This is a genomic window from Cellulomonas sp. P5_C6 (assembly GCF_054049635.1).
This window is the reverse complement of the sequence record NZ_JBFULZ010000002.1, coordinates 31,797-53,404: the sequence shown is the minus strand read 5'-3', so window position 1 is coordinate 53,404 and position 21,608 is coordinate 31,797. Positions and strand designations below refer to the sequence as shown.

The window sequence follows — 21,608 nt, the reverse complement described above, 5'->3', positions numbered from 1 at the left end:
TGCACGGTCGCGTCAGTGCAGTTGTCCGCGACGACGATGATCCGTACCGGCGGGCGGCGCTGGTCGATCAGCGACACGAGGGTCCGGTCGATCACCGCCTCCTCGTTGTGCGCCGGGATCAGGACCGTGCACCGCACGAGGCCGGCGGCGTCCGCCTCGGCGGGGATGGCGGACAGCGGCCAGTCCGGCGGAGCGTCCAGGCCGAGCCTGCGCACGGCGGCGCCACCGAGGATGCGACGCCTCAGCTTCGCCGTGGCCATCGGCACCGGCTGCGCGAGGCCTCGACCGCGGGACAGCACGCGCATCGCGACGGCGGTCTGCTGGGCTGCCATCGCCACCAGGAACGAGGCGACCGCCAGGCCCACGCCCACGACGATGGTCGGTCGCGGTGCGGTGAGCCGGACGTCGACGGGGAGGATGGCGATCGCAAGCTCGGCGTCGGGGACGATCGGCGGCGAGCTGGTCGCGATCAGCCAGACCGCGCCGCCCAGGAGCAGCGCCGAGGCCAGCGCGAGCGCGGCCGAGGCCCACCCGAGCCGGGCGGCTCKGCGGTGCAAGGACTGCGCCGGCTGCTGTGTCATCGACCGTTCTGCCGCTCCGCCACCAGGACCAGGGTCGGCCCCTGCCGTCTTTTCCGGCAGCGTACAGCCGCGCCTCCCCGGCGAACGGGCAGTTCAGGGCCGACGTCAGGCGTGCCGCGCCCCACCCTCGACGTGGATCGTCTCGCCGGAGACGAACCCGGCGCCGAGCAGCCAGACAGCCGCCTCGGCGATGTCCGCACGCTGCCCGACGCGCCCGGCGAGGTTCGCCGAGGCGGCCGAGCCGAGGACCGCCTCCTTGGCGTCCGGCCCCAGACGGTCCCACGTGCCGGAGTCGACGATGCCGGGCGAGACGGCGTTGACCCGGATCGGCGCGAGCTCCGTGGCCAGGTGGGACGCCAGGAACGACACGGCGCCGTTGGCCACGCCCATGACGGTGTACCCGGGTGCGGGGTTCCACGCGGCCACGCCGGAGAACAGCAGGAACGACCCGGTCGACGGCATGGTCGGGGCGAAGTGCTTGGCGAGCAGGAACGGGCCGATCACCTTGGCCTCGAGGGCGGCGAGGATCCCCGCGCGCTCCAGGTCCGCGACGGGAACGTTGTGGCTCGCGGTGGCCGTGACGACGACGTGGTCGATCGGACCGAGCTCGGCGGCGGCCGCGCGGATGGTCGCCTCGTCGGTGACGTCGATGCGCACCGCGATCGCGTCCGGCAGCCCGGCTGCCACCTGCGTGGCCCGCTCGAGGTCGCGTGCCCCGATCACGACGGCGGCGCCGGCCTCCGCTGCACGGCGGGCCACCGCCTCGCCCAGGTGCTTCGCTCCGCCGATCACCAGGACGCGCTGCCCGGTCAGGTCCGTGCTCATGTCCGCTCCTCCGCGCGGCGGGGGTCGGGATCGCCGCGGGCGTCACGGTATGGTCTTGATACCGGTACCTTCAACGAAACCGCGGGAGCGTGGATGGGCACGGCGTACGACGTCATGGCGGCCACGTGCCCCAGCCGCACCGTGCTCCACCGCATCGGCGCGCGGTGGACGGTGTTCGTCGTCACCGCCCTCGCCGACGGGCCGCGACGGTTCACCCAGCTCAAGACGCACATCCAGGGCATCACGCCGAAGGTGCTCACCGAGACCCTGCGAGCGCTCGAGACCGACGGCCTCGTCGCCCGCGCCCAGTACGACGAGCACCCGCCCCGGGTCGAGTACTCGCTCACGCCGCTGGGCCGGTCGTTGTGCGGGCCCCTGCAGGCCGTGCGCGACTGGGCGGAGTCCCACGTGCCCGAGATCCTCGAGGCCCAGGGCCGCGCGGACGCCTCCTAGGCCGCGGCGAGAACCTCGTCGGCGCGCTCCGGGCTGCCCTCGCCCAGGCCCAGGTCGATCGCGCGACGGGACGCGAGCCACATCACGACGCCGACCACCAGCACCGCACCCTCGGTGAGGGTGAGCGCCCAGATGATCCCGGCCAGCCCGAACCAGAGGTTGCCCAGCAGCACGACGGGGATGAACAGCACGCCCTGCGTCACCGACATGACGGTCGCCGGCACCGCCCGCCCGGTGGCCTGGAAGAAGGAGGTGAGCAGCCCGGCGAACCCGTTGGCGATCATCGCGACGAGCTGGGCGGCGAGGATGGTGACGCCGACCGTGAGGACCGAGGGGTCGGCGACGAAGGCCGAGAACACCTGGTCGCGGAAGACGAAGACCGCCGTCGCGAAGAAGAGCGTGATGCCACCGACCGCGATCGCGGACACGCGCAGGGCCGACATCAGCCGCTGCCGGTCGCCCTTGCCGAACGCGTAGGCGAGCAGCGGCAGGACGCCGAGCGTGATGCCCATGACCAGGAACTCCGGGATCTGCGCGATGCGGACCGCGACGCCCATGGCCGCGAGCGCGCCGTCGCCGTACGCGACGGCGAGGTTGTTGAGCACCAGCGACGTGACGATGAGGAAGCCGGCCTGCAGCAGCTCGCCGATGCCCACCCCGAACACGGGCTTGAGCACGGCGGGCGACAGGGTGAACCACCGCGGCGCGAGGTCGACGTGCTCGCTGTGGCGCTGGAGCCAGACGACGAAGTAGACGACGACGCCGAGGTTGGCCAGGCCCATCGCGAGCGCCGCGCCGGCGACGCCCCAGTGCAGCCCGAGGATGAACACGACGTCGAGGACCAGGTTCGCGACGGTGGAGCCGATGAGCCCGACCATCACCTGCCGCGCCGCGCCCTCCGCCCGCACCAGCTGCTCGAGGCAGAAGGCGGCGGCGAGCACGGGGACGAACGCGAGCATGACGCCGACGAAGGCGCGGGTGGCCGGCACCGCCGGGGCGTCCGCGCCGAGCAACGACACGAGCGGGTCCAGGAGCAGCAGCCCGAGGGCGCCGAGGACGGCCCCGGAGATGACCGCGCCCCACACGGAGAACGACGAGACGCGCTTGATCTCGCCGGCCTGCGCGGGGTCGTGCTCGGCCGCACCGAGCAGTCGGGAGATGAGCGCGCCACCGCCGACGCCGAACACGCCGCCCACCGCCATGACCAGGCCGAGGATCGGCGCGCCGAACGTGATCGCGGCGAGCAGCGTGGAGTCGTGCAGCGTGCCGATGAAGCCGGCGTTGATGAGGTTGTAGACGGCGCCGACGATCATCGCGGCGGCCATCGGCACGCACAGGTGCACGAGGGCGCGGACGATCGGTGCGGCGGAGAGGTACCAGCGGTTGGTGCCGACGGCGTCGGCCGTCACGGGGGGTTCGATGTCGACGGTGGTCATGGTTGCTCCTTGTCCGGGCAGGGTGGAGCGCACGCCGACTGACGTCGGCGCCGCGAGGTGGTCTGTGGGGGGCGCGTGCCCGGCTGTTACCGGGTCGGGCGCGGAAGCTGTGCGGTGATCTTGCTGAGCAGGGCGTGGAGAGCGGCTCGCTCGGTGTCGTCCAGCGGGGCCAGGATCGACTCGTCGACCTCGGCCATCGCGGAGTCGAAGCCGGCGATGAGCTGGGCGCCCTCGGGTGTGGCGTAGACGCGCTTGCTGCGCTCGTTGCCGGCATCGGTGCGGCGCTCGACCAGGCCGCGCCGCTCGAGTCCCTGCAGGAGGCTCGAGACGCTCGCCGGGCTGGTGCGCGTCATCTCGGCGATGTCGCGCTGGATGGCGCCGGGGTTCTGGACCAGGTACCCGAGCGCGAAGGCCTGCTCGTGGCTGAGCTCGCGCGCCCGGATCCAGTCGTCGCCGGCCTTGCGCTGGGCCCAGCCGATCCAGCGGACCAGCCCGAGGCTGGTGCTGAGGGTGTTGTCCGGTGCATCCATGGTCAGAAATCTAACTGTTTGATCTCTAACTGTCAACCCTCAAACTGTTGCAGCGCGGCCGAGGGCGTCGTCGGACGTCAGGAGGACCACGTTCCCGTCGGGGTCGTCGACCATCGCGGCGTAGGGGCCGGACGTCTGCTCCGGCGCCATCCGGCCGTGGTAGCCGGCGCCCGTGAGCTCCGCGTACGTGGCATCCACCGCGGCGTCGTCACCGAGGTAGAACTCGAACAGCGTCCTGTACCCGCCGCCGGTGGGCAGGGCGTGGTCGGCGTCGTACCGGGCCGCGAACACCGTGTCGAAGAAGATCGTCACGCCGCTCGCCATGCGGTGCAGGACGAACGGCTTCTCGTCCTCGCCCGGCGGGATGTCGAGCCCCAGGAGCCGGTAGAACCGCAGCGCTGCGGGCATGTCGCTGACGATCACCCCGAGCATGCTCAGCTGGATCTCCACGTCGCCCCCTCGCAGACCGGGGGCGGAGAGCCCATGGGAAAGGGAGGGCACCGACTGCCCTCCCTTCTCAAGGTATAGAGCACAGGGGGGCTTGCGGCAAGGCCCCCGTCGCCGCGCAGAATCTCCGACCGTGACTCCCGTGACCACCAGTGCGTTCGACCTTCCCGACCGCCTCGCCCGCAAGGCCGACCCGGCGTCGATCGGCCGCGACGAGCTGCACTTCGCCGCCATCGCGGCGAGCCTCGAGCAGCAGACCGCCGAGCTGTCCGACCGGCTCGACGCCGAGCGCAGGGCCCCGGGCCGCTCGGGCACGGCGGCGGTCGAGCGGGACCAGGAGATCCGTCGGCTCACCGCTCGGCTGCGCACCCTGCGGCGGTTCGGGCTCGACCTCTGCCTCGGTCGCATCGTCGGCGCCGACGGCGGCGAGCCCGTGTACATCGGGCGCCTCGGGCTCACGGACCGCGACGGGCGTCGGCTCCTGCTCGACTGGCGCTCGCCCGCGGCGGAGCCCTTCTTCGGGGCGACGCACGCGAACCCGATGGGGCTGGCCAGCCGCCGCCGGTACCGCTGGACCGGGGGTCGGGTGGGCGACTACTGGGACGAGGTGTTCACCGCGGACGGGCTCGACGGGAACGCCGCGCTCGACGACCAGTCGGCCTTCATCGCCAGCCTGGGCACGGACCGGTCGGACCGGATGCGCGACGTGCTCGGCACCATCGCGGCCGACCAGGACGCGATCATCCGCGCGGGGTCACGCGGCGCGCTCGTCGTCGACGGCGGCCCGGGCACCGGCAAGACCGTCGTCGCCCTGCACCGCACCGCCTACCTGCTCTACTCCGACCCGCGCCTCGGTCACCGCCGCGGCGGCGTGCTGTTCGTCGGTCCGCACCAGCCGTACCTCGACTACGTGTCCGACGTGCTGCCCAGCCTCGGCGAGGAGGGCGTGCGGACCTGCACCCTGCGCGAGCTCGTCCCCGAGGGGGCCGCGGCGACGGCCGAGACGGACCCCGAGGTGGCGCGCCTGAAGTCGACCGTGGAGATGGTGGCGGCCATCGAGCCGGCGGTCCGGTTCTACGAGAGGCCGCCGACGACGGGGACGGAGGTCGAGACCGCCTGGGTCGACCTCTGGGTCAGCGCCGACGACTGGGCCGAGGCGTTCGAGGCCCCGGAGCCGGGCACCCCGCACAACGAGGCGCGCGACCAGGTCCGGGACGCGCTGCTGGAGATCCTCCTGGACAAGGTCGACGACGACGACATCGAGCCCGAGCTGCTCCGCCGCGCGCTCCTGACCAGCAAGGACCTCAACACCACCCTCGACCGCGCGTGGCCGCTGCTCGAACCGACCGACCTCGTCGGCGACCTGTGGTCGGTGCCCGCCTACCTCCGTCTGTGCGCTCCCGGGCTCACGCGGGAGGAGATCCGCACGCTGCAGCGGGCCGACGCCCAGGCGTGGACCGTGTCCGACCTCCCGCTGCTGGACGCGGCGCGGCACCGGCTGGGCGACCCTCAGGCGTCCCGGCGACGTCGCCGGCAGGAGGCCACTCTCGCCGCCGAGCGGGAGTACATGAGCCAGATCGTCGACCAGCTGATCGAGAACGACGACACCGAGCTGCGCGTGATGCAGATGCTCCGCGGGGACGACATGCGCGACAGGCTGGTCGACGTGGCCGCGCTGCCGGCGGCCGACCCGGACGCGCTCGCGGGCCCGTTCGCGCACATCGTGGTGGACGAGGCACAGGAGCTGACCGACGCCCAGTGGCGGATGCTGCTGGCGCGGTGCCCGTCCCGGAGCTTCACGATCGTCGGCGACCGCGCGCAGGCCCGGCACGGGTTCACAGAGTCGTGGCAGGAGCGGGTCGAGCGGGTCGGGCTCGACGGGATCGGGCTGGCGTCCCTGAGCATCAACTACCGAACGCCCGAGGAGGTCATGGCGGAGGCGGAGCCGGTCATCCGCGCGGCGCTCCCGGACGTCACCGTGCCGACCTCGATCCGCGGCACCGGCGTCCCGGTGGTGCACGGGCCGGCGTCCGACCGGGACGCGATCCTCGACGCCTGGCTGGCGGAGCACACCGCCGGCGTCGCGTGCGTCATCGGCGACCCGGAGTTCCCCGGGACGGACCGGGTCCGGTCGCTGACCCCGGAGCTGGCGAAGGGCCTCGAGTTCGACCTGGTGGTCCTCGTCGACCCGGAGGCGTTCGGCACGGGGATCGAGGGCGCGGTCGACCGTTACGTCGCGATGACCCGGGCGACCCAGGAGCTGGTCGTCCTGACCAGCGCCTGACCTGCGCAGGAACGAGACGCGGTGCCGTGGCACCATCGCAGGATGACCGCCTCCCGGCATCTCAGCGTCCACATCGACCGACCCGTGGCCGAGGTGTACGCCTTCGCGTCCGAACCGGCCAACCTGCCCCGGTGGGCACCCGGCCTGGGTACCTCGGTGGTGCAGGACGACGGCACCTGGTTCGTCGAGACGTCGGAGGGTCGGGCACGGGTCACGTTCGCCCCGCGCAACGAGTTCGGCGTGCTCGACCACGAGGTGCTGACGCCGTCGGGCGAGACGGTCTACGTGCCGATGCGGGCGCTCGCGGACGGCGACGCCACCGAGGTCGTCTTCACGTTGCGCCGCTCCCCCGGGATGACCGACGACGAGCTCGAGCGCGACACCGGGTTGGTGACCCGCGACCTCGCCCGTCTGAGGGACGTCCTCGAGCGCCGGTAGGTGGGATCGTCGGAGCATGAGGCGGTTCCCACGCGTGCTCGGATGGGCGGTCGTCGGCTTCCTCGTCGTGGTGGCGCTGCACTGGCTCGCCGGGTACGTCGACCGGGACGTCGACCGACGCGCAGCCGACGACGCGCACAGCAAGCTCGACGCGGCGGTCTCCGCCATCAGCGCCGACGTCGCGGCCGACCCGAACCTGCGCGGTGCGGCGCTCGCGGCCGCGGTCGCCGGCCGCGTCGGCGAGGTCTATCGAGGCGTGGTCACGGCCGCGAGCGACACCGGCACGGGGGCGCGTGTCGACGCGTACGTCGACGGAGGTGCGAGCCACCCCGGTGGACCGTTCGGGACCGAGCTGACCCGACGCCTCTGCGTGCGCATCACCGTCGAGCCCGCGGCTGACCCACAGGTCGGCGTCGAGGGCATCCGGTGCACGGGCACCGCGGCCGACCTGCCCCCGGACACCCGGGAGACACAGCTCACCAGGTCGCCGGCAGGACCGCCGCGATCGCGCTGACCTCGATGAGCGCACCCGGCACACCGAGCCCGGCGACCCGGGCGGCGGTGACGAGCGGCGGGGCGCCGTCGACGGCGAGCCGGGGGCCGATGGCCCCGTAGGCCGCCGCGAGGTCGGCGTCCTGCGCGAGGAGCACGGTCCACTGCACGACGTCGGCCAGCGTCGCGCCGGCGGCCCGCAGCGCGATCTCCGCGTTGTCGATGGTGCGGACGGACTGCTCGGCGACGTCGTCCGAGACGATCGCACCGGTGTCGTCGACGCCGTTCTGGCCGCCGACGTAGATGGTCGTCGCGCCCGCAGGCACGACGGCGACGTGGCTGAACGCCGGGCTCCGGACGAGCCCGGCCGGTTGCAGGCGGGTGATCTCCATGCGATCCACCGTGGCACGCACCTCTGACACGCGCACCGAGGCTCAGCCCTGGGACGGAGCCCGCTCCGTCCCGGGGACCAGGTCCGGGGCCGCAGGAAGGGTTCCCGGGCCGACGCCGTGCGGCACGTCCGCGTCGCACGGTGGGTGCGTGACTCTCTACATCGGCCGGCTCCCCGAGCGCGTCCGCCGTCGCCGCGCCCGGCGGACCGGCATCGCTGTCGTGGCCGTGCTGTGCGCCGCGCTCGCGGTGAGCGCCTACGCCGTCGTCAGGTCCGTCGCACCGCCCCACGGTCTGGACCCGGAGCTCGCGCGGCGGTTCGAGGCGGCGCAGGAGGCGGCGGCTCGCGCCGGCGTGGAGCTGACCCTGACGTCGGGCTGGCGTTCCGCGCAGGAGCAGCAGGAGCTCGTCGACGCGGCGGTCGCCCGCTACGGGTCGCTGGAGGAGGCGCACCGGTGGGTGCTCCCGCCGGGGGCGTCCGCGCACGTGCAGGGCCTGGCGGTCGACGTCGGGCCGACGGCCGGGGCCCTCTGGCTCGAGCAGCACGGCGTCGAGCTCGGCCTGTGCCGGGCGTACGCGAACGAGGCCTGGCACTTCGAGATGCTCCCCGCCGGCGCGACGGCGTGCCCACCGATGCACGCGGACTCGTCGGGCGGCTGGGTCAGCGGCTGAGCGCCGTCTCCTCGGCCAGCCGCGTCATCTTGTGCGGGTTGCGGACCGCGTAGATGCGCGCGATCCGGCCGTCCTCGATCACCAGGCTCATCACCGTGTTGAGCTCGCCTCCGACGTGGACCTGGGCCGCGGGACCGCCGTTGACCCAGGTGGGCGTCGACACGAAGTCGCCCGTGATCGTCGCCAGGCCGGCCAGGAACGCGGCCACCTTGTCAGCACCCGTCACGGGGCGCCGTGTCGCGTCGACCACGCCGCCTCCGTCGGCCACCACGACCACGTCCGGCGCGAGCACGTCCAGCAGCCCCTGCAGGTCACCGTCGCGGACTGCAGCGAGGAACCGCTCGACGACGGCCGACTGCTCGGCCCGGCTCACCTGCTGCCGGGGTCGTCGCGCGGCCACGTGCTCGCGGGAGCGGTGGGCGATCTGGCGCACGGCGGCGGGGGTCTTGCCGACGGCGTCGGCGATCTCGTCGTACGGGGTGTCGAAGACCTCGCGCAGCACGAACACCGCCCGGCCGGTGGGGTCGAGCGTCTCCAGCACGGTGAGCATCGCGAACGAGACGCTCTCCGCCAGCTCGACGTCCTCGGCGACGTCGGGGCTGGTCAGGAGCGGCTCGGGCAGCCACTCGCCGACGTAGTCCTCGCGCCGGCGCGCGAGCGTGCGCATCCGGTTCAGCGACTGCCGGGTGACGATCCGGACGAGGTACGCCCGCTCGTCGCGCACCTCCGCCCTCGCCGCGGGGGCGAGGTCCGCCCACCGCAGCCAGGTCTCCTGCACGACGTCCTCGGCGTCGGCGGCGGAGCCGAGCATCTCGTAGGCCACCGTGAACAGCAGGCTGCGGTGCGCGACGAACGGGTCCTCGCTCATGACCGGGACGCTACGCGGCTCGGCGGGGCCAGCGGCGGGAGGTCGCAGGACGCGGCGAACCCCTCCGCCTCGATCCCGAGGGCGGAGTTGGTCCGGGAGTAGAGGTTGGCCAGCGCGACCCACGAGGTGAGCTCCACCAGGCCGGGCGCCCCGAGGTGGTCGAGCAGCCGCGCGGAGAGCTCGTCGCTGACGGTCGGCGGCGTCATGGTCATCGACTCGGCGTACTCCAGCACGTCGCGCTCGAGCGGCGTGAACACGGTCGACTCCCGCCAGCGCGGAACCTGCTGAGCCTTGACGAGGTCGAGTCCCTCGTTGTGAGCCTGGAAGTACCCCAGGTCGAGGCACCACGAGCAGCCGACCAGGGAGGCGACGGCCATGTGGGCGTACGACTTCAGGTCCTCGGGGCAGGCGTGCCACCTCGCCGACTTCTGGCCCAGCCCCAGGCTGAACTTGAGGACGGCCGGGTTGTTGCCCATCACCCCGAGGGCCTCGGGCACCTTGCCGAACATCTTCGTGCTGAACCTCTTCACCAGGGCCCCGTACAGACCGGTGATCTCGGTGGCGGGGACCCGCGTCGTGCTGGTCATGGTTCCTCCTCGTGCGCTGGTGTCGGACACAAGACACCGGCCGCGGAGGATCTGTGACAGCTACCGCACGACGTCGTAGAACAGGTGCGCGGCGTTGCGGGTGATCACGGTCGCGGACTCGTCGAGGAGCAGGGTCACGCGCGTCCCGGGGGACAACGGCGATCCCGCGCCGAGGAACAGCGGGGCGACGTGCAGGTGGAGCCGGTCGACGAGGCCGTCGCGCAGGGCGGACGCCCCCAGCTCGCCGCCGCCCATGATGACGACGGCCTTGTCGCCCGCCACGGCCGCCGCCTGGTCGAGGGCGTCGCGCAGACCCGTGGTCACGATGGTCATCCGGTCGGTGAGCCGGACGTGGTCGGGGGCGTGATGGGTCACGACGAAGCACGGCAGCGGCGCGGCCGGGTCGCCCTTGTCGGCCCCGTAGTGCCGCTCGTCGTTCCAGCCGTCCGGGGCGTCGACGACGTCGAAGGTGTGTCGGCCCATGACGACGGCGCCGGTGACGGCCTCGCCCCGGGTGAGCAGCTGCTCGTCCTGCGCGGTCCGGTCGCCGATGGCCCACTCGTGCAGCACCAGACCGTCGTCGCCGAGCCCGTTGCCCGGCCCGGCGTTCGGGGCCGTGACGAAGCCGTCGAGCGAGATCGTGATGTCGAGGATCACCGCCATGAGCGGAGCGCCTCAGCCGCGCAACGGCCGGCCGCGGGCGTCCCGGGCGAACCGGCCCCGCCGCATCGACAGGTACAGCAACCCCTCGACGAACCCGCACAGGGCCATGACCAGCGCCGCCAGCCCGAGCGTGAAGAACCCGGCGACGACCGTGATGGCCAGCATGCTCAGGCCGCGCCGCCAGTAGCCGAGGTACATCCGGTGCAGGCCCAGGCCACCGAAGAACACCCCGAGCAGCCCGGCCGCGACGCGCGACCGCTGCCACGTCGGGAGCACGATCCGCCTGCCCTGCCACGGTGTCTGCCGGCTCTGCCACGGCCACTGCTGCCCCTGCCACGGCCACTGCGTGCCCTGCCACGGCCACTGCCACGGGACAGGCTCGCGGACCGGCGGCGGCACGGCGTCCTGCACGTCCGGGACCGGACCCGGCGGGTAGCGCACGGTGCTGGAGAGCGGCTGGAACAGCGGGTCGGGCGCGCGCAGCGGTCGCCGGGTGACGACGGGGCGTTCGAGCAGGTCGTCGATCGTGTCGGTCACCAGGACCCCCGCTGGTCGCGCGCCACGGGCTGCGGCGGTTCGTTCGAGCGTAAGCCCGCGACCCGGTGACGTCGACGGGGCGGCGGTCCTAGGGTGATCGTGCAGCGCTAGCGAGGGAGCCGCCATGTCGTCCAAGGGGTCGGGCGCCGGGGGCGGTGCCGTCTACGGCCTGGGGTTCATCGGCGCGGCGGTCTTCTACTTCGCGCAGGCCGACACGTTCTGGATGTTCGTGCTGGCCATCCCGAAGGCCCTGATCTGGCCGGGGATCGTGGTGTACGAGCTGCTCAAGAGCTTCTACGGGGTGTAGGGCTCGGGACGCGACGCGAACAGGTTGAGCCCGAGCGCGCCCGACAGGTACCGGGTGGCCAGCGTGCCGCGGACGCTGTTCCCGGCCGCGTCGAGCCGGGGCGAGAAGGTGCTCAGGCTGCCCTTGCCCGGCGCCACCGTCACGATGCCGCCCGAGACGCCGCTCTTGCCGGGCAGCCCGATGGTGAACAGCCACTCGCCGGACCGCTCGTACAGCCCGCTCGTGGCCAGGGCGGCGAGCACGTACCGGCACACCGACGGGTCGACGACGCGCTCGCCGGTCACGGGGTTGACGCCGCCGTCGGCCAGCGTGGCGCCCATGACGGCGAGGTCCTGGGCGGAGACCAGCAGCGAGCACTGCCGCGTGTAGACGTCGGTGGTCTCGAGGGGGTCGCGGGCCATGCGGCCGTAGCTCTGCAGCAGGCGCGCGATGGCCTGGTTGCGGCGGTTGTGCGCGGCCTCGGAGGCGTACACGGCGGCGTCGAGGGTGAGCGGGTGGCCGGCGAACGCCGACATGCCGGCCTGCACGAACGCCCACTGCTCCTCGGCCGTCGCGCCCGGCACCAGGCTCGTGGTGGCCAGGGCGCCCGCGTTGACCAGCGGGTTCATGGGGCTGCCGCCGTTCAGCTCGAGCGCCATCACCGAGTTGAAGGGCAGGCCCGTGTTGTTCACGCCGACGGCGTCGAGCACGGCCTGCGGGCCCAGCGCGTCGCAGACGAGCGCGAAGACGAACGCCTTGGAGATGGACTGGATGGAGAACTCGTGCCGGAAGTCCCCGACGCTGTGGGAGGCGCCCGTCACCGACACGATGCTCAGCCCGAACAGCTCGGGGTCGGCGTCGGCGAGCGCGGGGATGTAGTCGGCCACGGCGCCGTCGTCGACCCCGGCGTACCGGTCGTGCGCGTCCTGCATGAGCCGCTCCACCAGCTCCTCCCGAGGCAGGCGTCCGGTGGAGATCAGCGCGGTGTCGTGGAAGTCGTCGCTCACGTGCTCATATCAGCACACCCGGGGCGCTCCTACGGTCGCCGTGCGACCGCGATCAGGTGCGAGCTCAGGCCGAGCAGGCTCGGCTCCGACTCGATCGTCCGCGCGGCCTCGACGACGACGTCCCGGTCGGCCGGGCGGCCGTCGTCGTCGAACACCGGCGCCAACGACCTGATCCACGCGCCCATACCCTCGACGCCGACGGTCTCCCGGTGGTCCAGGCCGGCCTCGGTCGCCTCACCGGCCAGCTCCTCGGGCCGGTGGAAGTACGCGGTGGTGAACCAGCGCGGGTCCCCGGTCGGGTTCTCGTGCACGCCCGTGGCCAGGTCCTGCGCGACGATCGCCCGGAACGCGGGCTCGAACAGGTAGGCCTGCGCGAGGCCGTCGAAGAGGGACGCGAAGCGCGAGATCCCCATGGCGACCACGACGCCGCCGGGCACGACGACCCGGGCCGCCTCGCGCCAGGTGGCGAGCCGGTCGGCACGGTCCGGGAGGTGGTAGAGCGGCCCGAGCAGCAATACGGCGTCCACGGACGCGTCGGGCACCGCCAGCGCCCTGGCGTCGCCGACGGACGCGGTGAACCCCCCGCGCCCGCCCAGGCTCTCGGTCGCCCGCGCGACGTGGCCGGGGAGCAGGTCGACCAGGTGCACCGTGTGGCCGTCGTCGAGCAACCACTCCGCGTGCACGCCGGTCGCCCCACCGACGTCGAGCACCCGCGAGCCCGGCGCGAGGTGCCGCCGGACGATCTCCTGCACCCGGGCCAGCTCGAGGCGGCCGAGCCCGCGACGCAGTCGCTGGTCCTCGTCGATGTCGGCCTCGTAGTGCTCGTGGATCCGCGGCTCCTCCATCGCGACAACCTACGAGCCCGTCTCCGGGCGCCGCACCCGGATATCCTCGCGACCATCGACGAGAGGCGAGGTGCCGTGGAGGACGACGGGCTGAGCGAGGGCGAGCTCGCACCCACACCGCTCCAGCAGGTGCGCCGCTGGGTCGCCGACGCGGAGGCGAGGCAGGCCGAGCACGGCGACGTCGCCGAGCCCACCGCCCTGTCGGTCGCGACGGTCGATGCCGACGGCCGGCCGAACGTGCGGACCGTCCTCATGCGCTTCCTCGACGCGCGGGGACCGGGGTTCGTCACGAACCTGGGGTCGACGAAGAGCCGGGAGATCGGCGCGACGGGGTCCGTGGCCGCCGCGCTGACGTGGGCGGCGATGTACCGGGCGATCCGGTTCCGCGGGCGCGCGGTCCCGGTGGGTCGCGACGAGGTCGCCGCCTACTTCGTGTCCCGCGCCTGGGGTTCCCGGATCAGCGCGTGGGCCTCCGACCAGTCGCAGCCGATCGCCGACCGCGCGGCGCTGGTCGCCCGGTACGAGCAGTACGCGGCGCTCTACCCGGACACCGGCTCTCCCGGCGACGTCCCCGTCCCCGACGGCTGGGGCGGATGGCGGATCGACTGTGACGAGGTCGAGCTGTGGGCCGGGAGGCGCGACCGGCTGCACGACCGGCTGGTGTTCACGAGGGTCGCCGCAGGTGACCTCGACGCTCCCGACGCGTGGGCGGTGCACCGGCGCCAGCCCTGATATCCGGTCGACGGCACCGGCCCACGCTGCCATCGTCGGCGGGATGGACCAGGAGCTGCTGTGGGACGCCGAGGCCGCGCGCGAGTACGACACGCCCGGCACCGGCATGTTCGCGCCCGAGGTGCTGGGCCCGACCGTGGACCGGCTGGCCGCGCTCGCGGACGGCGGGCGGGCGCTCGAGCTCGCCATCGGGACCGGCCGCGTCGCCGTACCGCTCGCCGAGCGCGGGGTGCCCGTCGTCGGCATCGAGCTGTCGCGACCGATGGTCGACCAGCTGCGCACGAAGGTCGACGAGGCGACGATCCCGGTGGTGGTCGGCGACATGGCGACCGCGACCGCCCCGGGCGAGTTCCGCCTCGTCTACCTCGTCTTCAACACCATCGCGAACCTGCTCACGCAGGACGAGCAGGTCGCGTGCTTCCGCAACGCCGCGCGCCACCTCGTCCCCGGCGGCCGGTTCGTCATCGAGCTGTGGGTCCCCGAGCTCCGGAAGCTGCCGCCGGGCGTGCAGGCGACGGTCTGGAACGTCGAGCCCGGCTACATCGGCCTCGACACGTACGACGTCCTGCACCAACGGGTCGTCTCGCACCACTTCCGGTTCGGCGACGGCCGCGACGCGCGACTCGGCCGCACGCCGCACCGCTACATCTGGCCCTCGGAGCTCGACCTCATGGCGCAGCTGGCCGGGTTCACGCGGGAGAGCCGGCACGCCGACTGGTCGGGCGAGGAGTTCACGGCCGACTCGCGTTCCCACGTGTCGGTCTACCGGCTGCCGGGCTGATCGGGCGGCGGCGCCGTCGAGCCCCGCACGACCAGCTCGGTGGCCAGCTCCATGTGCAGCGCCTCGACCTTGTCCCCGGCCATGAGGCGCGCGAGCAGCGTGACCGCCGTGCGGCCCATCTCCTCGAGCGGCTGGCGCACGGTGGTGAGCTCGGGGGTGGTGGCACGGCTGACGTCGATGTCGTCGAACCCCGTGATCGACAGGTCCCCCGGCACGTCGAGACCCCGAGCCTGAGCGGCCCGCAGCGCGCCGACGGCGATCTTGTCGTTGAAGCAGACGAGTGCGGTCGGCCGGTCGGGCAGGTCGAGCAGGTGGCCGGCGGCCTCCAGCCCCTCCTCGAGGGTGGGCGGGACCAGCCGGATCAGCGCCGGGTCGGACAGGATGCCCGCCTGACCCATGGCGGCGTGGTGGCCCGCGAGGCGGTCGCTGCCGGCGAGCCACTCCTGAGGCCCCGCGATGACGCCGATCCGGCGGTGGCCCAGCTCCAGCAGGTGGGCCGTGACGCGGCGGGCGCCGGTGACGTGCGCGGCCGAGACCGACGCGAGGTCGTGGGGTGGCCGGGTGCGCGGGTCGACGACGACGAACGGGAAGCCCCGCCGGCGCAGCGCGAGCAGCTCTGCCGGCTCCTCGGGGGGCAGGACCAGGATCGCGCCCGCGGCCCGGCCCGACAGGGACGCCAGCGGGTGGCTGTGCTGCGAGGCCTCGCCGGCGTCGAGGTGGACGACGCGGTCGTGCAGCCGCAAGGTCTCGGTCACCGAGGAGACGATCAGGCCGAAGTAGTCGCTGAGCACGTACGGGCACCGGACGAACACCGGCCCGGTGCGGGTGGCGGTCCGGCGGGGCATCACCACGGCAGGGGCGCGGGCGGCGATCGCGGCCTCGACTGTGGCGCGGGTCCCGGGCGCGACGCTCGGGTGGCCGTTGAGCACGCGGGAGACGGTCGCGATCGAGACCCCGGAGTCGGCCGCGATCTGCCGGACCGTGCTGTGCGTCGGCGTCGTCGCCACGTGTTACATCCTGTTCCATCGCTGCGAGCGGTTGACAGCCTGCTGCGGGCGGCACATGGTGAGTGCGGATACGTGCGGATCGTCCGGTTGTTACACAGTGTTACACGGCAGCGTCGCCGTGGACAAGACGCTCGACGAGGAGCTCGCGATGAGAAGAACAGCACTCTCCCTGGTGGCGGTCGCCGGCCTGGTGGTCGGCCTGGCGGGACCCGCGTCGGCCGGGGACGCCGATCGTGGCGGAGCCGTCCAGGCGCAGGTCTGGGTCACGACGCCCGACCGCGCGGAGCTGCTCCAGCAGCGCGATCCCGTGACGTTCGAGAGCGGCGGCAGCGACCTCACGACGATCGTCGTCGACCCCACGCAGCGCTTCCAGACCATGGACGGGTTCGGCGCCTCGATCACCGACTCCTCGGCCAGCCTGCTCGCGGCACTCACGCCGGCGCAGCGTGACCAGGCGATGCGCGCGCTGTTCGACCCGACGGACGGGATCGGCGTGAGCTTCCTGCGGCAGCCGGTCGGCTCGTCGGACTTCACCGCGGAGGCCGCGCACTACACGTTCGACGACGTGGCGCCCGGCGCCACAGACTTCCCGCTCGAGCACTTCTCGATCGCGCACGACGAGGCGCAGGTCCTGCCGCTGCTGCGCGAGGCCAAGCGGCTCGACCCGGAGCTGAAGGTGATGGCCACGCCGTGGAGCCCGCCGGCGTGGATGAAGACCGGCGACTCCCTCGTCGACGGCCGGCTCAAGGACGACCCGGCCGTCTACGACGCCTACGCGCGCTACCTGGTGAAGTTCGTGCAGGCGTACACCGCCGCGGGCGTGCCGATCGACTACCTCAGCGTGCAGAACGAGCCGCAGAACCGCACGCCCGACGCCTATCCCGGCACGGACATGCCCGTCGCCCAGCAGGAGAAGGTCATCCTCGCGCTGGGACCGCTGCTGAAGAAGGCCAGCCCGCGCACGCAGATCCTCGGGTACGACCACAACTGGCAGACGCACCCGAACGACGCCGCGAACACGCCGCCGGGCGAGGACCCCGCGACGGACTACCCGTACCAGCTGCTGTCCGGCCCGGCCGCGAAGTGGATCGCCGGCACCGCGTACCACTGCTACTACGGCGACCCGAGCGACCAGACCGCGCTGCACGAGGCGTTCCCGAAGAAGGGCATCTGGTTCACCGAGTGCTCCGGCTCGCACGGTCCCACGGACACCCCGGAGCAGATCTTCCGCGGCACGCTCACCTGGCACGCCCGCACGATCGCCATCGGCACCACCCGGAACTGGGCGCAGTCGGTGGTCAACTGGAACATCGCCCTGCGCGAGGACGGCTCCCCGCACCTCGGCGGCTGCGGGACCTGCACCGGGCTGCTGACCATCGGCGACGACGGCACCGTCCGCACCGACGCCGAGTACTACACGATCGGCCACCTGGCGAAGTTCGTCCGGCCCGGCGCCCAGCGCATCGCCTCGACCAGCTTCGGCACCACCGGCTGGAACGGGCAGATCATGGACGTCGCGTTCCGGAACCCGGACGGCTCCACGGCACTCGTCGTGCACAACGAGAACGACAACCCCCGCAGCTTCGCCGTGGCGGTCGGCGACCGGTCGTTCGAGTACACGCTGCCCGGCGGCGCGCTTGCGACGTTCACGTGGCCGGACTCCCGGTCGCTGCGGGACGTCCCGCGCCAGCTGGACCTGTCCGGGGCGACCGCCACGGCCACCCTCGCGACCGCAGACGCGGGCCTCGCGGTCGACGGCGACGCCTCCACGCGCTGGTCGAGCGGGGCCGCGCAGGCTCCGGGCCAGTCGCTGACCGTCGACCTCGGGCGGCCCACGCTGTTCCGGCAGGTGGCCGTCGACTCCGGTGACAACCTCGGCGACTTCGCGCAGGGGTACCTGCTGGAGACCAGCCGGGACGGGCAACGGTGGACCACGGCCGCGGAGGGCCAGGCGACCGGTCAGCTGACCACCGTGACCGTGCGCCCGACGCTCGCCCGCTACGTGCGGATCACCGCGACCGCGAGCGCCGGCAGCTGGTGGAGCGTCGCGGACGTGCGGCTCTACCGGTAGGCACTCCCCGGCCTCGGTGGCCAGACTTGGCGCATGCGATCACGGATCGACGGCATGTGGTGGGGGCTGGCCATCGAGGCCCCGGACCCCGAGGCCCTGGCGGGGTTCTACTCGGCGCTGCTCGGCTGGCCGATCGGCCACCAGGAACCGGGCACCTCGATCCTGCAGGCGCCGGGTGGGGCGACGTTCATGGTCGTCCAGCAGGCCGAGGGGTACCGGGTGCCCGTCTGGCCGCCGGTCGACGGTGAGCAACGGCCGATGATGCACCTCGACTTCCAGGTGGGCGACCTGACGTCGGCCGTCGAGGACGCCGTGGCGCTGGGCGCCCGCGTGGCCGACGCGCAGTTCCAGCCGAACGTGCGCGTGATGATCGACCCCGCCGGGCACCCGTTCTGCCTCTGCCTCGACGAGGACTGAGCCTTCTCGACCCTCAGACCTCGTAGCTGGCGAGGATCGAGCCGTTCGCCCCGACCTCGACGTGCGTGGAGGTCAGGGTGACCGGGCGCAGGGGCGACCCGTCGACGATCGACGGCGTGCCCAGCCCGCCGACGAGCGCCGGGATGGTCAGGACGTGCAGCTCGTCCACCAGGCCGGCGTCGAGCAGCGCGGCGTTGAGCCCGCCGCCGCCCTCGGACACGACGCACTCCGCACCGAGCACCTCACGCAGCCTGACCAGGGCGGCCGCCAGGTCGACGCGCTGCTCCCCGGCGACGAGATACGGGATGGCGCGGCGGCGCAGGTCGGCGAGGTAGGCGGCCGGGGTCGCACGGCACACCAGGACCAGCAGGCTGGTCTCGTCGTCGCCGGTGAACGTCCACGGCACGCGGCCCCGGCCGTCCACCACCGCGAACCACCGCGGGGTGCGCCGCGGCACGAAGTCGGACCAGAGGTCCTCGTCGGACGCGGGCAGGTCCACCGGACCGGCGTCGTCGGGGACGAACGTGCCGCTGCCCTCGAGGACCACGGTCGGACGGTGCCGCTCGATCGCCGCGGCCCGACGTGCGACCAGCGCGTCGGCATCGGCGGGCCAGAGGGCCCTCCAGCGCCGGTCAACCTCGTCGTCCAGCAATCGCCCGTCGCGGCTCAGGGTGATCCGGCCGTCGACCGTCGCGGTGACGGACACGATGACGCGCGGGCGGGTGGCCATCCCGGGACGGTACGGCCACCCGCCCACACGGCTCAGAGTTCGCGCAGGACCTCGCGGGCGAACTTCGCGGTGTGCTCGTGCAGGTCCTCGATGCGGCGCTGCACGAAGCCGGCGGGGTCGTCGCCGCCCTCGATGATGGTCGGCTTGCGCCGGACGTTGCTCGAGCAGTCGAAGCGGGTGCAGATCAGGGTGCCGATGGTGTCGCCGTTGCGGCCGGGCGAGCCGGCGCGGCGGGCGACGTACATCGAGACGTCCTCGGTGGCGTAGACGTCCTCGCACCAGGCGCACACGGCTCGCCGGCGCTTCGCGGCACCTTCGGGCGACCGCAGGGTGACGCCGACCAGCGAGTCCTCGACGGGGAGGACGACGTACGCGCGCAGGGGCGCCTTGCGGTCGATCCACCCGAGGTAGTCCAGACGGTCCCAGCGCAGGTCCGCCAGGTCGGGGGGCAGGGTCAGCTGAGCGGCCTCACGCTTCGAGCAGTTCACGAAGGAGGCGCGGACGATCTTCTCGGTCAAGGGGTTCATGGGTTCGGCTCTCGTGCGACGTGGGAAGGGAAAACGGTCCCCGCGCAGGCATGCCGAAGGAGTCGCCGTGAGGCGTCAGGCGTGCCGAGCGGGCGTCCGGTGCACGCCTGAGCAGGCCTGGACGGCCGCCCCGCTTCCCCGCTGCATCGTGATGCGCTCCGTGGTCGACGGCCGTGGGCTCGTCCCGCGGCACAGCTCGACCCGATGGTGCGCTCCCGCCGACTCCGGAGTCAAAGCGATACGAGGTGGACTGCAACCGACGAGTTGCGCGTGCCCCTCGGTTGTGCAACTCTCGTGTTGCATCGCCGGAGCGAACCGAAGGACCGACCATGACCCAGCAGCCCGCCGTCGTCGACACCGAGACCTACACCGTCTCGCGCACCGTCCACATCAAGGCGTCGCCGGACCGGGTCTGGGCGGCGCTCACCCGCGACGACCTGATCACCCAGTGGTTCGGCAGCATGGCCACGCTGCCCGACCTGCGGGTGGGCGGCGAGGGCACGTTCGGGTTCGAGGGCTACGGCGAGTTCCCCGTGCGCATTGAGGAGTACGACGAGCCCGCCGTCTTCGCCTTCACGTGGGGCACGCCCGACCAGCCGCTGCGCCCCGACAACTCCACCCTGGTCCGGTTCACGCTCGTGGCTGACGGGGGTGCCACCGTGCTGAGCGTCGTCGAGTCGGGCTTCGGCCTGCTGGGCCGCGACCCGCTGGAGGCCATGAGCTCGAACCGCGAGGGGTGGACCAGCGAGCTGGACGAGCTGGTCGCCTTCCTGGAGGGGTCCTCGTGACCTCGACCCTGGTCCCCGTGTTCGCCGCGCTCGCGGACGACACCCGCTGGGCCGTCCTGCAGGTGCTGGGGCGCGAGGAGCTGTCGGCGTCCGCCCTGGCCACCCGGTTCCCGGTGTCGCGGCAGGCCATCGCCAAGCACCTCGCCGTCCTGGCCGACGCCGGCCTGGTGGAACCCGTCCGGGCCGGGCGGGAGATCCGGTACCGCGCGCTGGGCTCACGCCTGAACCAGACGGCTCGCGCGCTCGAGGCGATCGGCGCGGAGTGGGACCGCCGGCTGGACGCGATCACCCGCATCGCGGAGTCGCTGGAGGGTCCTACGCCTCAGCCGTGACCTCGCGGATCACGTGGCGGGCGTTCGCCGCCAGCACGGGGTTGGTGTCGCGGTAGTACGGCAGCTGGACGAGGGCCTGCGCGAGGGCCCGCGCGCGTGCCCTCGTCCAGGACACGTCGTCGACCTCGAGCGCGGCCCGGAACTGCGCCCGCGCGGGCGGTGGCAGCAGGTTCCAGGCGACACCGAGGTCCACCGTGGGGTCGCCGACGCCGATGCCCGCGAAGTCGATGAGCCCCGTGAGCCGGTGGTCGTCGTCGAGCAGCAGGTTGCCGGGCGCGATGTCGCCGTGCACCCAGGTGGCGTCCCCGGCCCACTCGGCGGTCGCGAGCGCGTGCTCCCAGATCGCGGTGACGGCGGCGGTGTCGATGTCGTCGGCCAGGGCCGCGATGTCCGTGCGCACCTGCGCGTCCCTCGCCGCCAGCGTGCCGGGCCTGGCGACGCCGCCGTCGAGGTCGATCGCGCGCACGGCCCGCACCAGCGCCGCGAGCTCGCGGGCCAGTCCCGCCGCGTGGTGCAGGCGGCCGAGCCGCGGGTTCTCGCCGGGGACCCACGACAGGACCGACCACGTCCAGGGGTACGCGGGACCGGGGCGACCGACGGCGACCAGCCGGGGAGTCGTCACCGGCAGCAGCCCCTCGACGCGCGGCAGCCACTTCGCCTCGTGGTCGACCCCGCCGCGCGCCCAGTGGATGCGGGGCATCCGGACCACGAGCTCGTCGCCCAGCCGGAACATCGCGTTGTCCGTGCCGCTCGAGGACACGCGGCGGACGGGCAGGTCCGCCCACCGCGGCAGCTGCTCGGCGAGGAGTCGGCGGACGAGCTCGACGGGCAGGTCGAGCTCGTCGGCGTGCATTCCCGTGGTGGTCATCGCGACCAGTCGAG

Annotated in this window: 28 protein-coding genes; 12 read left to right on the top strand and 16 right to left on the bottom strand. The window is 73.2% G+C overall.

What is annotated here, in order from left to right; translation table 11 throughout:
• The coding region (locus ACXJKG_RS00685; protein ID WP_456843833.1) for a glycosyltransferase at positions 1–581 on the bottom strand (581 nt) is incomplete at its 3' end.
• Between the two features lie 105 nt (positions 582–686).
• A complete protein-coding gene (locus ACXJKG_RS00680) occupies positions 687–1,406 on the bottom strand; it encodes an SDR family oxidoreductase (protein ID WP_456843832.1) in 720 nt (239 codons plus the stop codon).
• Between the two features lie 93 nt (positions 1,407–1,499).
• On the opposite strand from ACXJKG_RS00680, the gene ACXJKG_RS00675 reads away from it, so the two are divergent.
• Positions 1,500–1,859 carry a winged helix-turn-helix transcriptional regulator gene (locus ACXJKG_RS00675; RefSeq protein ID WP_456843831.1) on the top strand — a complete coding sequence of 120 codons (360 nt, stop codon included), beginning with the start codon at positions 1,500–1,502 and terminating at the stop codon, positions 1,857–1,859.
• Here the strand turns inward: ACXJKG_RS00675 and ACXJKG_RS00670 are convergent.
• From ACXJKG_RS00670 to ACXJKG_RS00660, 3 genes are all read right to left on the bottom strand, one after another.
• Complete coding sequence (locus tag ACXJKG_RS00670; protein WP_456843830.1) at positions 1,856–3,295, bottom strand: MATE family efflux transporter; 1,440 nt, start codon at positions 3,293–3,295, stop codon at positions 1,856–1,858. The two genes, ACXJKG_RS00675 and ACXJKG_RS00670, sit on opposite strands and share 4 nt — an antisense overlap.
• An 86-nt stretch (positions 3,296–3,381) precedes the next feature.
• Positions 3,382–3,825, bottom strand: coding sequence for a MarR family winged helix-turn-helix transcriptional regulator (locus ACXJKG_RS00665; RefSeq protein WP_456843829.1), 444 nt, complete (start codon positions 3,823–3,825; stop codon positions 3,382–3,384).
• Positions 3,826–3,864: 39 nt separating this feature from the next.
• Positions 3,865–4,275 carry a VOC family protein gene (locus tag ACXJKG_RS00660; RefSeq protein WP_456843828.1) on the bottom strand — a complete coding sequence of 137 codons (411 nt, stop codon included), beginning with the start codon at positions 4,273–4,275 and terminating at the stop codon, positions 3,865–3,867.
• A gap of 130 nt (positions 4,276–4,405) precedes the next feature.
• Between ACXJKG_RS00660 and helR the strand changes: the two genes are divergently transcribed.
• Genes helR through ACXJKG_RS00645 form a run of 3 tightly spaced genes read left to right on the top strand, consistent with a single transcriptional unit; the run spans position 4,406 to position 7,508 of the window.
• Positions 4,406–6,556, top strand: coding sequence for an RNA polymerase recycling motor ATPase HelR (helR, locus tag ACXJKG_RS00655; protein WP_456843827.1), 2,151 nt, complete (start codon positions 4,406–4,408; stop codon positions 6,554–6,556).
• A gap of 42 nt (positions 6,557–6,598) precedes the next feature.
• A complete protein-coding gene (locus ACXJKG_RS00650; RefSeq protein ID WP_456843826.1) occupies positions 6,599–6,994 on the top strand; it encodes an SRPBCC family protein in 396 nt (131 codons plus the stop codon).
• Between the two features lie 16 nt (positions 6,995–7,010).
• Positions 7,011–7,508, top strand: coding sequence for a hypothetical protein (locus tag ACXJKG_RS00645; RefSeq protein WP_456843825.1), 498 nt, complete (start codon positions 7,011–7,013; stop codon positions 7,506–7,508).
• On the opposite strand, the gene ACXJKG_RS00640 is transcribed toward ACXJKG_RS00645, so the two are convergent.
• Positions 7,471–7,878, bottom strand: coding sequence for a RidA family protein (locus ACXJKG_RS00640; RefSeq protein WP_456843824.1), 408 nt, complete (start codon positions 7,876–7,878; stop codon positions 7,471–7,473). The genes ACXJKG_RS00645 and ACXJKG_RS00640 overlap by 38 nt on opposite strands.
• Before the next feature lie 148 nt (positions 7,879–8,026).
• Between ACXJKG_RS00640 and ACXJKG_RS00635 the strand changes: the two genes are divergently transcribed.
• On the top strand, positions 8,027–8,548 hold the full coding sequence (locus tag ACXJKG_RS00635; RefSeq protein WP_456843823.1) for a M15 family metallopeptidase: 522 nt from the start codon (positions 8,027–8,029) through the stop codon (positions 8,546–8,548).
• On the opposite strand, the gene ACXJKG_RS00630 is transcribed toward ACXJKG_RS00635, so the two are convergent.
• Genes ACXJKG_RS00630 through ACXJKG_RS00615 form a run of 4 tightly spaced genes read right to left on the bottom strand, consistent with a single transcriptional unit; the run spans position 8,538 to position 11,203 of the window.
• On the bottom strand, positions 8,538–9,416 hold the full coding sequence (locus ACXJKG_RS00630; RefSeq protein ID WP_456843822.1) for an RNA polymerase sigma-70 factor: 879 nt from the start codon (positions 9,414–9,416) through the stop codon (positions 8,538–8,540). The genes ACXJKG_RS00635 and ACXJKG_RS00630 overlap by 11 nt on opposite strands.
• Positions 9,413–10,003 (bottom strand): carboxymuconolactone decarboxylase family protein, encoded by a 591-nt coding sequence (locus ACXJKG_RS00625; protein WP_456843821.1) that lies wholly within the window; start codon positions 10,001–10,003, stop codon positions 9,413–9,415. Before ACXJKG_RS00625 ends, ACXJKG_RS00630 begins: the two co-directional genes overlap by 4 nt.
• A 60-nt stretch (positions 10,004–10,063) precedes the next feature.
• Positions 10,064–10,666, bottom strand: coding sequence for a dihydrofolate reductase family protein (locus ACXJKG_RS00620; protein ID WP_456843820.1), 603 nt, complete (start codon positions 10,664–10,666; stop codon positions 10,064–10,066).
• Between the two features lie 12 nt (positions 10,667–10,678).
• The gene (locus ACXJKG_RS00615) at positions 10,679–11,203 is read right to left on the bottom strand and encodes a TM2 domain-containing protein (RefSeq protein ID WP_456843819.1); all 525 of its coding nucleotides are present in this window, start codon (positions 11,201–11,203) and stop codon (positions 10,679–10,681) included.
• 124 nt (positions 11,204–11,327) lie between these two features.
• Between ACXJKG_RS00615 and ACXJKG_RS00610 the strand changes: the two genes are divergently transcribed.
• Positions 11,328–11,510, top strand: coding sequence for a hypothetical protein (locus ACXJKG_RS00610; protein WP_456843818.1), 183 nt, complete (start codon positions 11,328–11,330; stop codon positions 11,508–11,510).
• On the opposite strand, the gene glsA is transcribed toward ACXJKG_RS00610, so the two are convergent.
• On the bottom strand, positions 11,498–12,496 hold the full coding sequence (gene glsA / locus ACXJKG_RS00605; RefSeq protein ID WP_456843817.1) for a glutaminase A: 999 nt from the start codon (positions 12,494–12,496) through the stop codon (positions 11,498–11,500). The genes ACXJKG_RS00610 and glsA overlap by 13 nt on opposite strands.
• A gap of 29 nt (positions 12,497–12,525) precedes the next feature.
• Positions 12,526–13,341 (bottom strand): class I SAM-dependent methyltransferase, encoded by an 816-nt coding sequence (locus ACXJKG_RS00600; protein WP_456843816.1) that lies wholly within the window; start codon positions 13,339–13,341, stop codon positions 12,526–12,528.
• On the opposite strand from ACXJKG_RS00600, the gene pdxH reads away from it, so the two are divergent.
• Both pdxH and ACXJKG_RS00590 read left to right on the top strand, forming a co-directional pair.
• On the top strand, positions 13,315–14,073 hold the full coding sequence (pdxH, locus tag ACXJKG_RS00595; RefSeq protein WP_456843815.1) for a pyridoxamine 5'-phosphate oxidase: 759 nt from the start codon (positions 13,315–13,317) through the stop codon (positions 14,071–14,073). The two genes, ACXJKG_RS00600 and pdxH, sit on opposite strands and share 27 nt — an antisense overlap.
• Positions 14,074–14,116: 43 nt before the next feature.
• A complete protein-coding gene (locus ACXJKG_RS00590) occupies positions 14,117–14,854 on the top strand; it encodes a class I SAM-dependent methyltransferase (RefSeq protein ID WP_456843814.1) in 738 nt (245 codons plus the stop codon).
• On the opposite strand, the gene ACXJKG_RS00585 is transcribed toward ACXJKG_RS00590, so the two are convergent.
• Positions 14,836–15,861 carry a LacI family DNA-binding transcriptional regulator gene (locus ACXJKG_RS00585; RefSeq protein ID WP_456843813.1) on the bottom strand — a complete coding sequence of 342 codons (1,026 nt, stop codon included), beginning with the start codon at positions 15,859–15,861 and terminating at the stop codon, positions 14,836–14,838. The genes ACXJKG_RS00590 and ACXJKG_RS00585 overlap by 19 nt on opposite strands.
• A 118-nt stretch (positions 15,862–15,979) precedes the next feature.
• On the opposite strand from ACXJKG_RS00585, the gene ACXJKG_RS00580 reads away from it, so the two are divergent.
• Positions 15,980–17,932: a discoidin domain-containing protein gene (locus ACXJKG_RS00580; protein ID WP_456843812.1), complete on the top strand. Its 1,953-nt coding sequence runs from the start codon at positions 15,980–15,982 to the stop codon at positions 17,930–17,932.
• A gap of 33 nt (positions 17,933–17,965) precedes the next feature.
• Positions 17,966–18,349, top strand: a complete 384-nt coding sequence (locus ACXJKG_RS00575; RefSeq protein ID WP_456843811.1) for a VOC family protein — start codon at positions 17,966–17,968, stop codon at positions 18,347–18,349.
• A 13-nt stretch (positions 18,350–18,362) separates the two neighbouring features.
• On the opposite strand, the gene ACXJKG_RS00570 is transcribed toward ACXJKG_RS00575, so the two are convergent.
• On the bottom strand, positions 18,363–19,079 hold the full coding sequence (locus ACXJKG_RS00570) for a RibD family protein (RefSeq protein ID WP_456843810.1): 717 nt from the start codon (positions 19,077–19,079) through the stop codon (positions 18,363–18,365).
• Between the two features lie 32 nt (positions 19,080–19,111).
• Positions 19,112–19,606 (bottom strand): FBP domain-containing protein, encoded by a 495-nt coding sequence (locus ACXJKG_RS00565; RefSeq protein ID WP_456843809.1) that lies wholly within the window; start codon positions 19,604–19,606, stop codon positions 19,112–19,114.
• Between the two features lie 329 nt (positions 19,607–19,935).
• Here ACXJKG_RS00565 and ACXJKG_RS00560 point away from each other — a divergent pair, with 329 nt between their 5' ends.
• Positions 19,936–20,394 carry an SRPBCC domain-containing protein gene (locus ACXJKG_RS00560; protein ID WP_456843808.1) on the top strand — a complete coding sequence of 153 codons (459 nt, stop codon included), beginning with the start codon at positions 19,936–19,938 and terminating at the stop codon, positions 20,392–20,394.
• Positions 20,391–20,726 (top strand): ArsR/SmtB family transcription factor, encoded by a 336-nt coding sequence (locus tag ACXJKG_RS00555; protein ID WP_456843807.1) that lies wholly within the window; start codon positions 20,391–20,393, stop codon positions 20,724–20,726. The genes ACXJKG_RS00560 and ACXJKG_RS00555 overlap by 4 nt, the downstream gene beginning before the upstream one ends.
• Here ACXJKG_RS00555 and ACXJKG_RS00550 read toward each other — a convergent pair.
• A complete protein-coding gene (locus ACXJKG_RS00550; protein WP_456843806.1) occupies positions 20,710–21,594 on the bottom strand; it encodes an aminoglycoside phosphotransferase family protein in 885 nt (294 codons plus the stop codon). The two genes, ACXJKG_RS00555 and ACXJKG_RS00550, sit on opposite strands and share 17 nt — an antisense overlap.
• Positions 21,595–21,608 lie beyond the last annotated feature (14 nt).

What these genes read in the sequence shown, in the direction of transcription:
- ACXJKG_RS00600 (WP_456843816.1), bottom strand. Translation starts at nt 13,341, where the DNA reads ATGGAGGAGCCGCGGATCCACGAGCACTACGAGGCCGACATCGACGAG.
- ACXJKG_RS00645 (WP_456843825.1), top strand. Translation starts at nt 7,011, where the DNA reads ATGAGGCGGTTCCCACGCGTGCTCGGATGGGCGGTCGTCGGCTTCCTC.
- ACXJKG_RS00640 (WP_456843824.1), bottom strand. Translation starts at nt 7,878, where the DNA reads ATGGAGATCACCCGCCTGCAACCGGCCGGGCTCGTCCGGAGCCCGGCG.
- ACXJKG_RS00575 (WP_456843811.1), top strand. Translation starts at nt 17,966, where the DNA reads ATGCGATCACGGATCGACGGCATGTGGTGGGGGCTGGCCATCGAGGCC.
- ACXJKG_RS00680 (WP_456843832.1), bottom strand. Translation starts at nt 1,406, where the DNA reads ATGAGCACGGACCTGACCGGGCAGCGCGTCCTGGTGATCGGCGGAGCG.
- ACXJKG_RS00620 (WP_456843820.1), bottom strand. Translation starts at nt 10,666, where the DNA reads ATGGCGGTGATCCTCGACATCACGATCTCGCTCGACGGCTTCGTCACG.
- ACXJKG_RS00570 (WP_456843810.1), bottom strand. Translation starts at nt 19,079, where the DNA reads ATGGCCACCCGCCCGCGCGTCATCGTGTCCGTCACCGCGACGGTCGAC.
- ACXJKG_RS00590 (WP_456843814.1), top strand. Translation starts at nt 14,117, where the DNA reads ATGGACCAGGAGCTGCTGTGGGACGCCGAGGCCGCGCGCGAGTACGAC.
- ACXJKG_RS00550 (WP_456843806.1), bottom strand. Translation starts at nt 21,594, where the DNA reads ATGACCACCACGGGAATGCACGCCGACGAGCTCGACCTGCCCGTCGAG.
- ACXJKG_RS00675 (WP_456843831.1), top strand. Translation starts at nt 1,500, where the DNA reads ATGGGCACGGCGTACGACGTCATGGCGGCCACGTGCCCCAGCCGCACC.
- ACXJKG_RS00560 (WP_456843808.1), top strand. Translation starts at nt 19,936, where the DNA reads ATGACCCAGCAGCCCGCCGTCGTCGACACCGAGACCTACACCGTCTCG.
- ACXJKG_RS00670 (WP_456843830.1), bottom strand. Translation starts at nt 3,295, where the DNA reads ATGACCACCGTCGACATCGAACCCCCCGTGACGGCCGACGCCGTCGGC.
- ACXJKG_RS00625 (WP_456843821.1), bottom strand. Translation starts at nt 10,003, where the DNA reads ATGACCAGCACGACGCGGGTCCCCGCCACCGAGATCACCGGTCTGTAC.
- ACXJKG_RS00565 (WP_456843809.1), bottom strand. Translation starts at nt 19,606, where the DNA reads ATGAACCCCTTGACCGAGAAGATCGTCCGCGCCTCCTTCGTGAACTGC.
- ACXJKG_RS00650 (WP_456843826.1), top strand. Translation starts at nt 6,599, where the DNA reads ATGACCGCCTCCCGGCATCTCAGCGTCCACATCGACCGACCCGTGGCC.
- ACXJKG_RS00665 (WP_456843829.1), bottom strand. Translation starts at nt 3,825, where the DNA reads ATGGATGCACCGGACAACACCCTCAGCACCAGCCTCGGGCTGGTCCGC.
- ACXJKG_RS00630 (WP_456843822.1), bottom strand. Translation starts at nt 9,416, where the DNA reads ATGAGCGAGGACCCGTTCGTCGCGCACCGCAGCCTGCTGTTCACGGTG.
- ACXJKG_RS00610 (WP_456843818.1), top strand. Translation starts at nt 11,328, where the DNA reads ATGTCGTCCAAGGGGTCGGGCGCCGGGGGCGGTGCCGTCTACGGCCTG.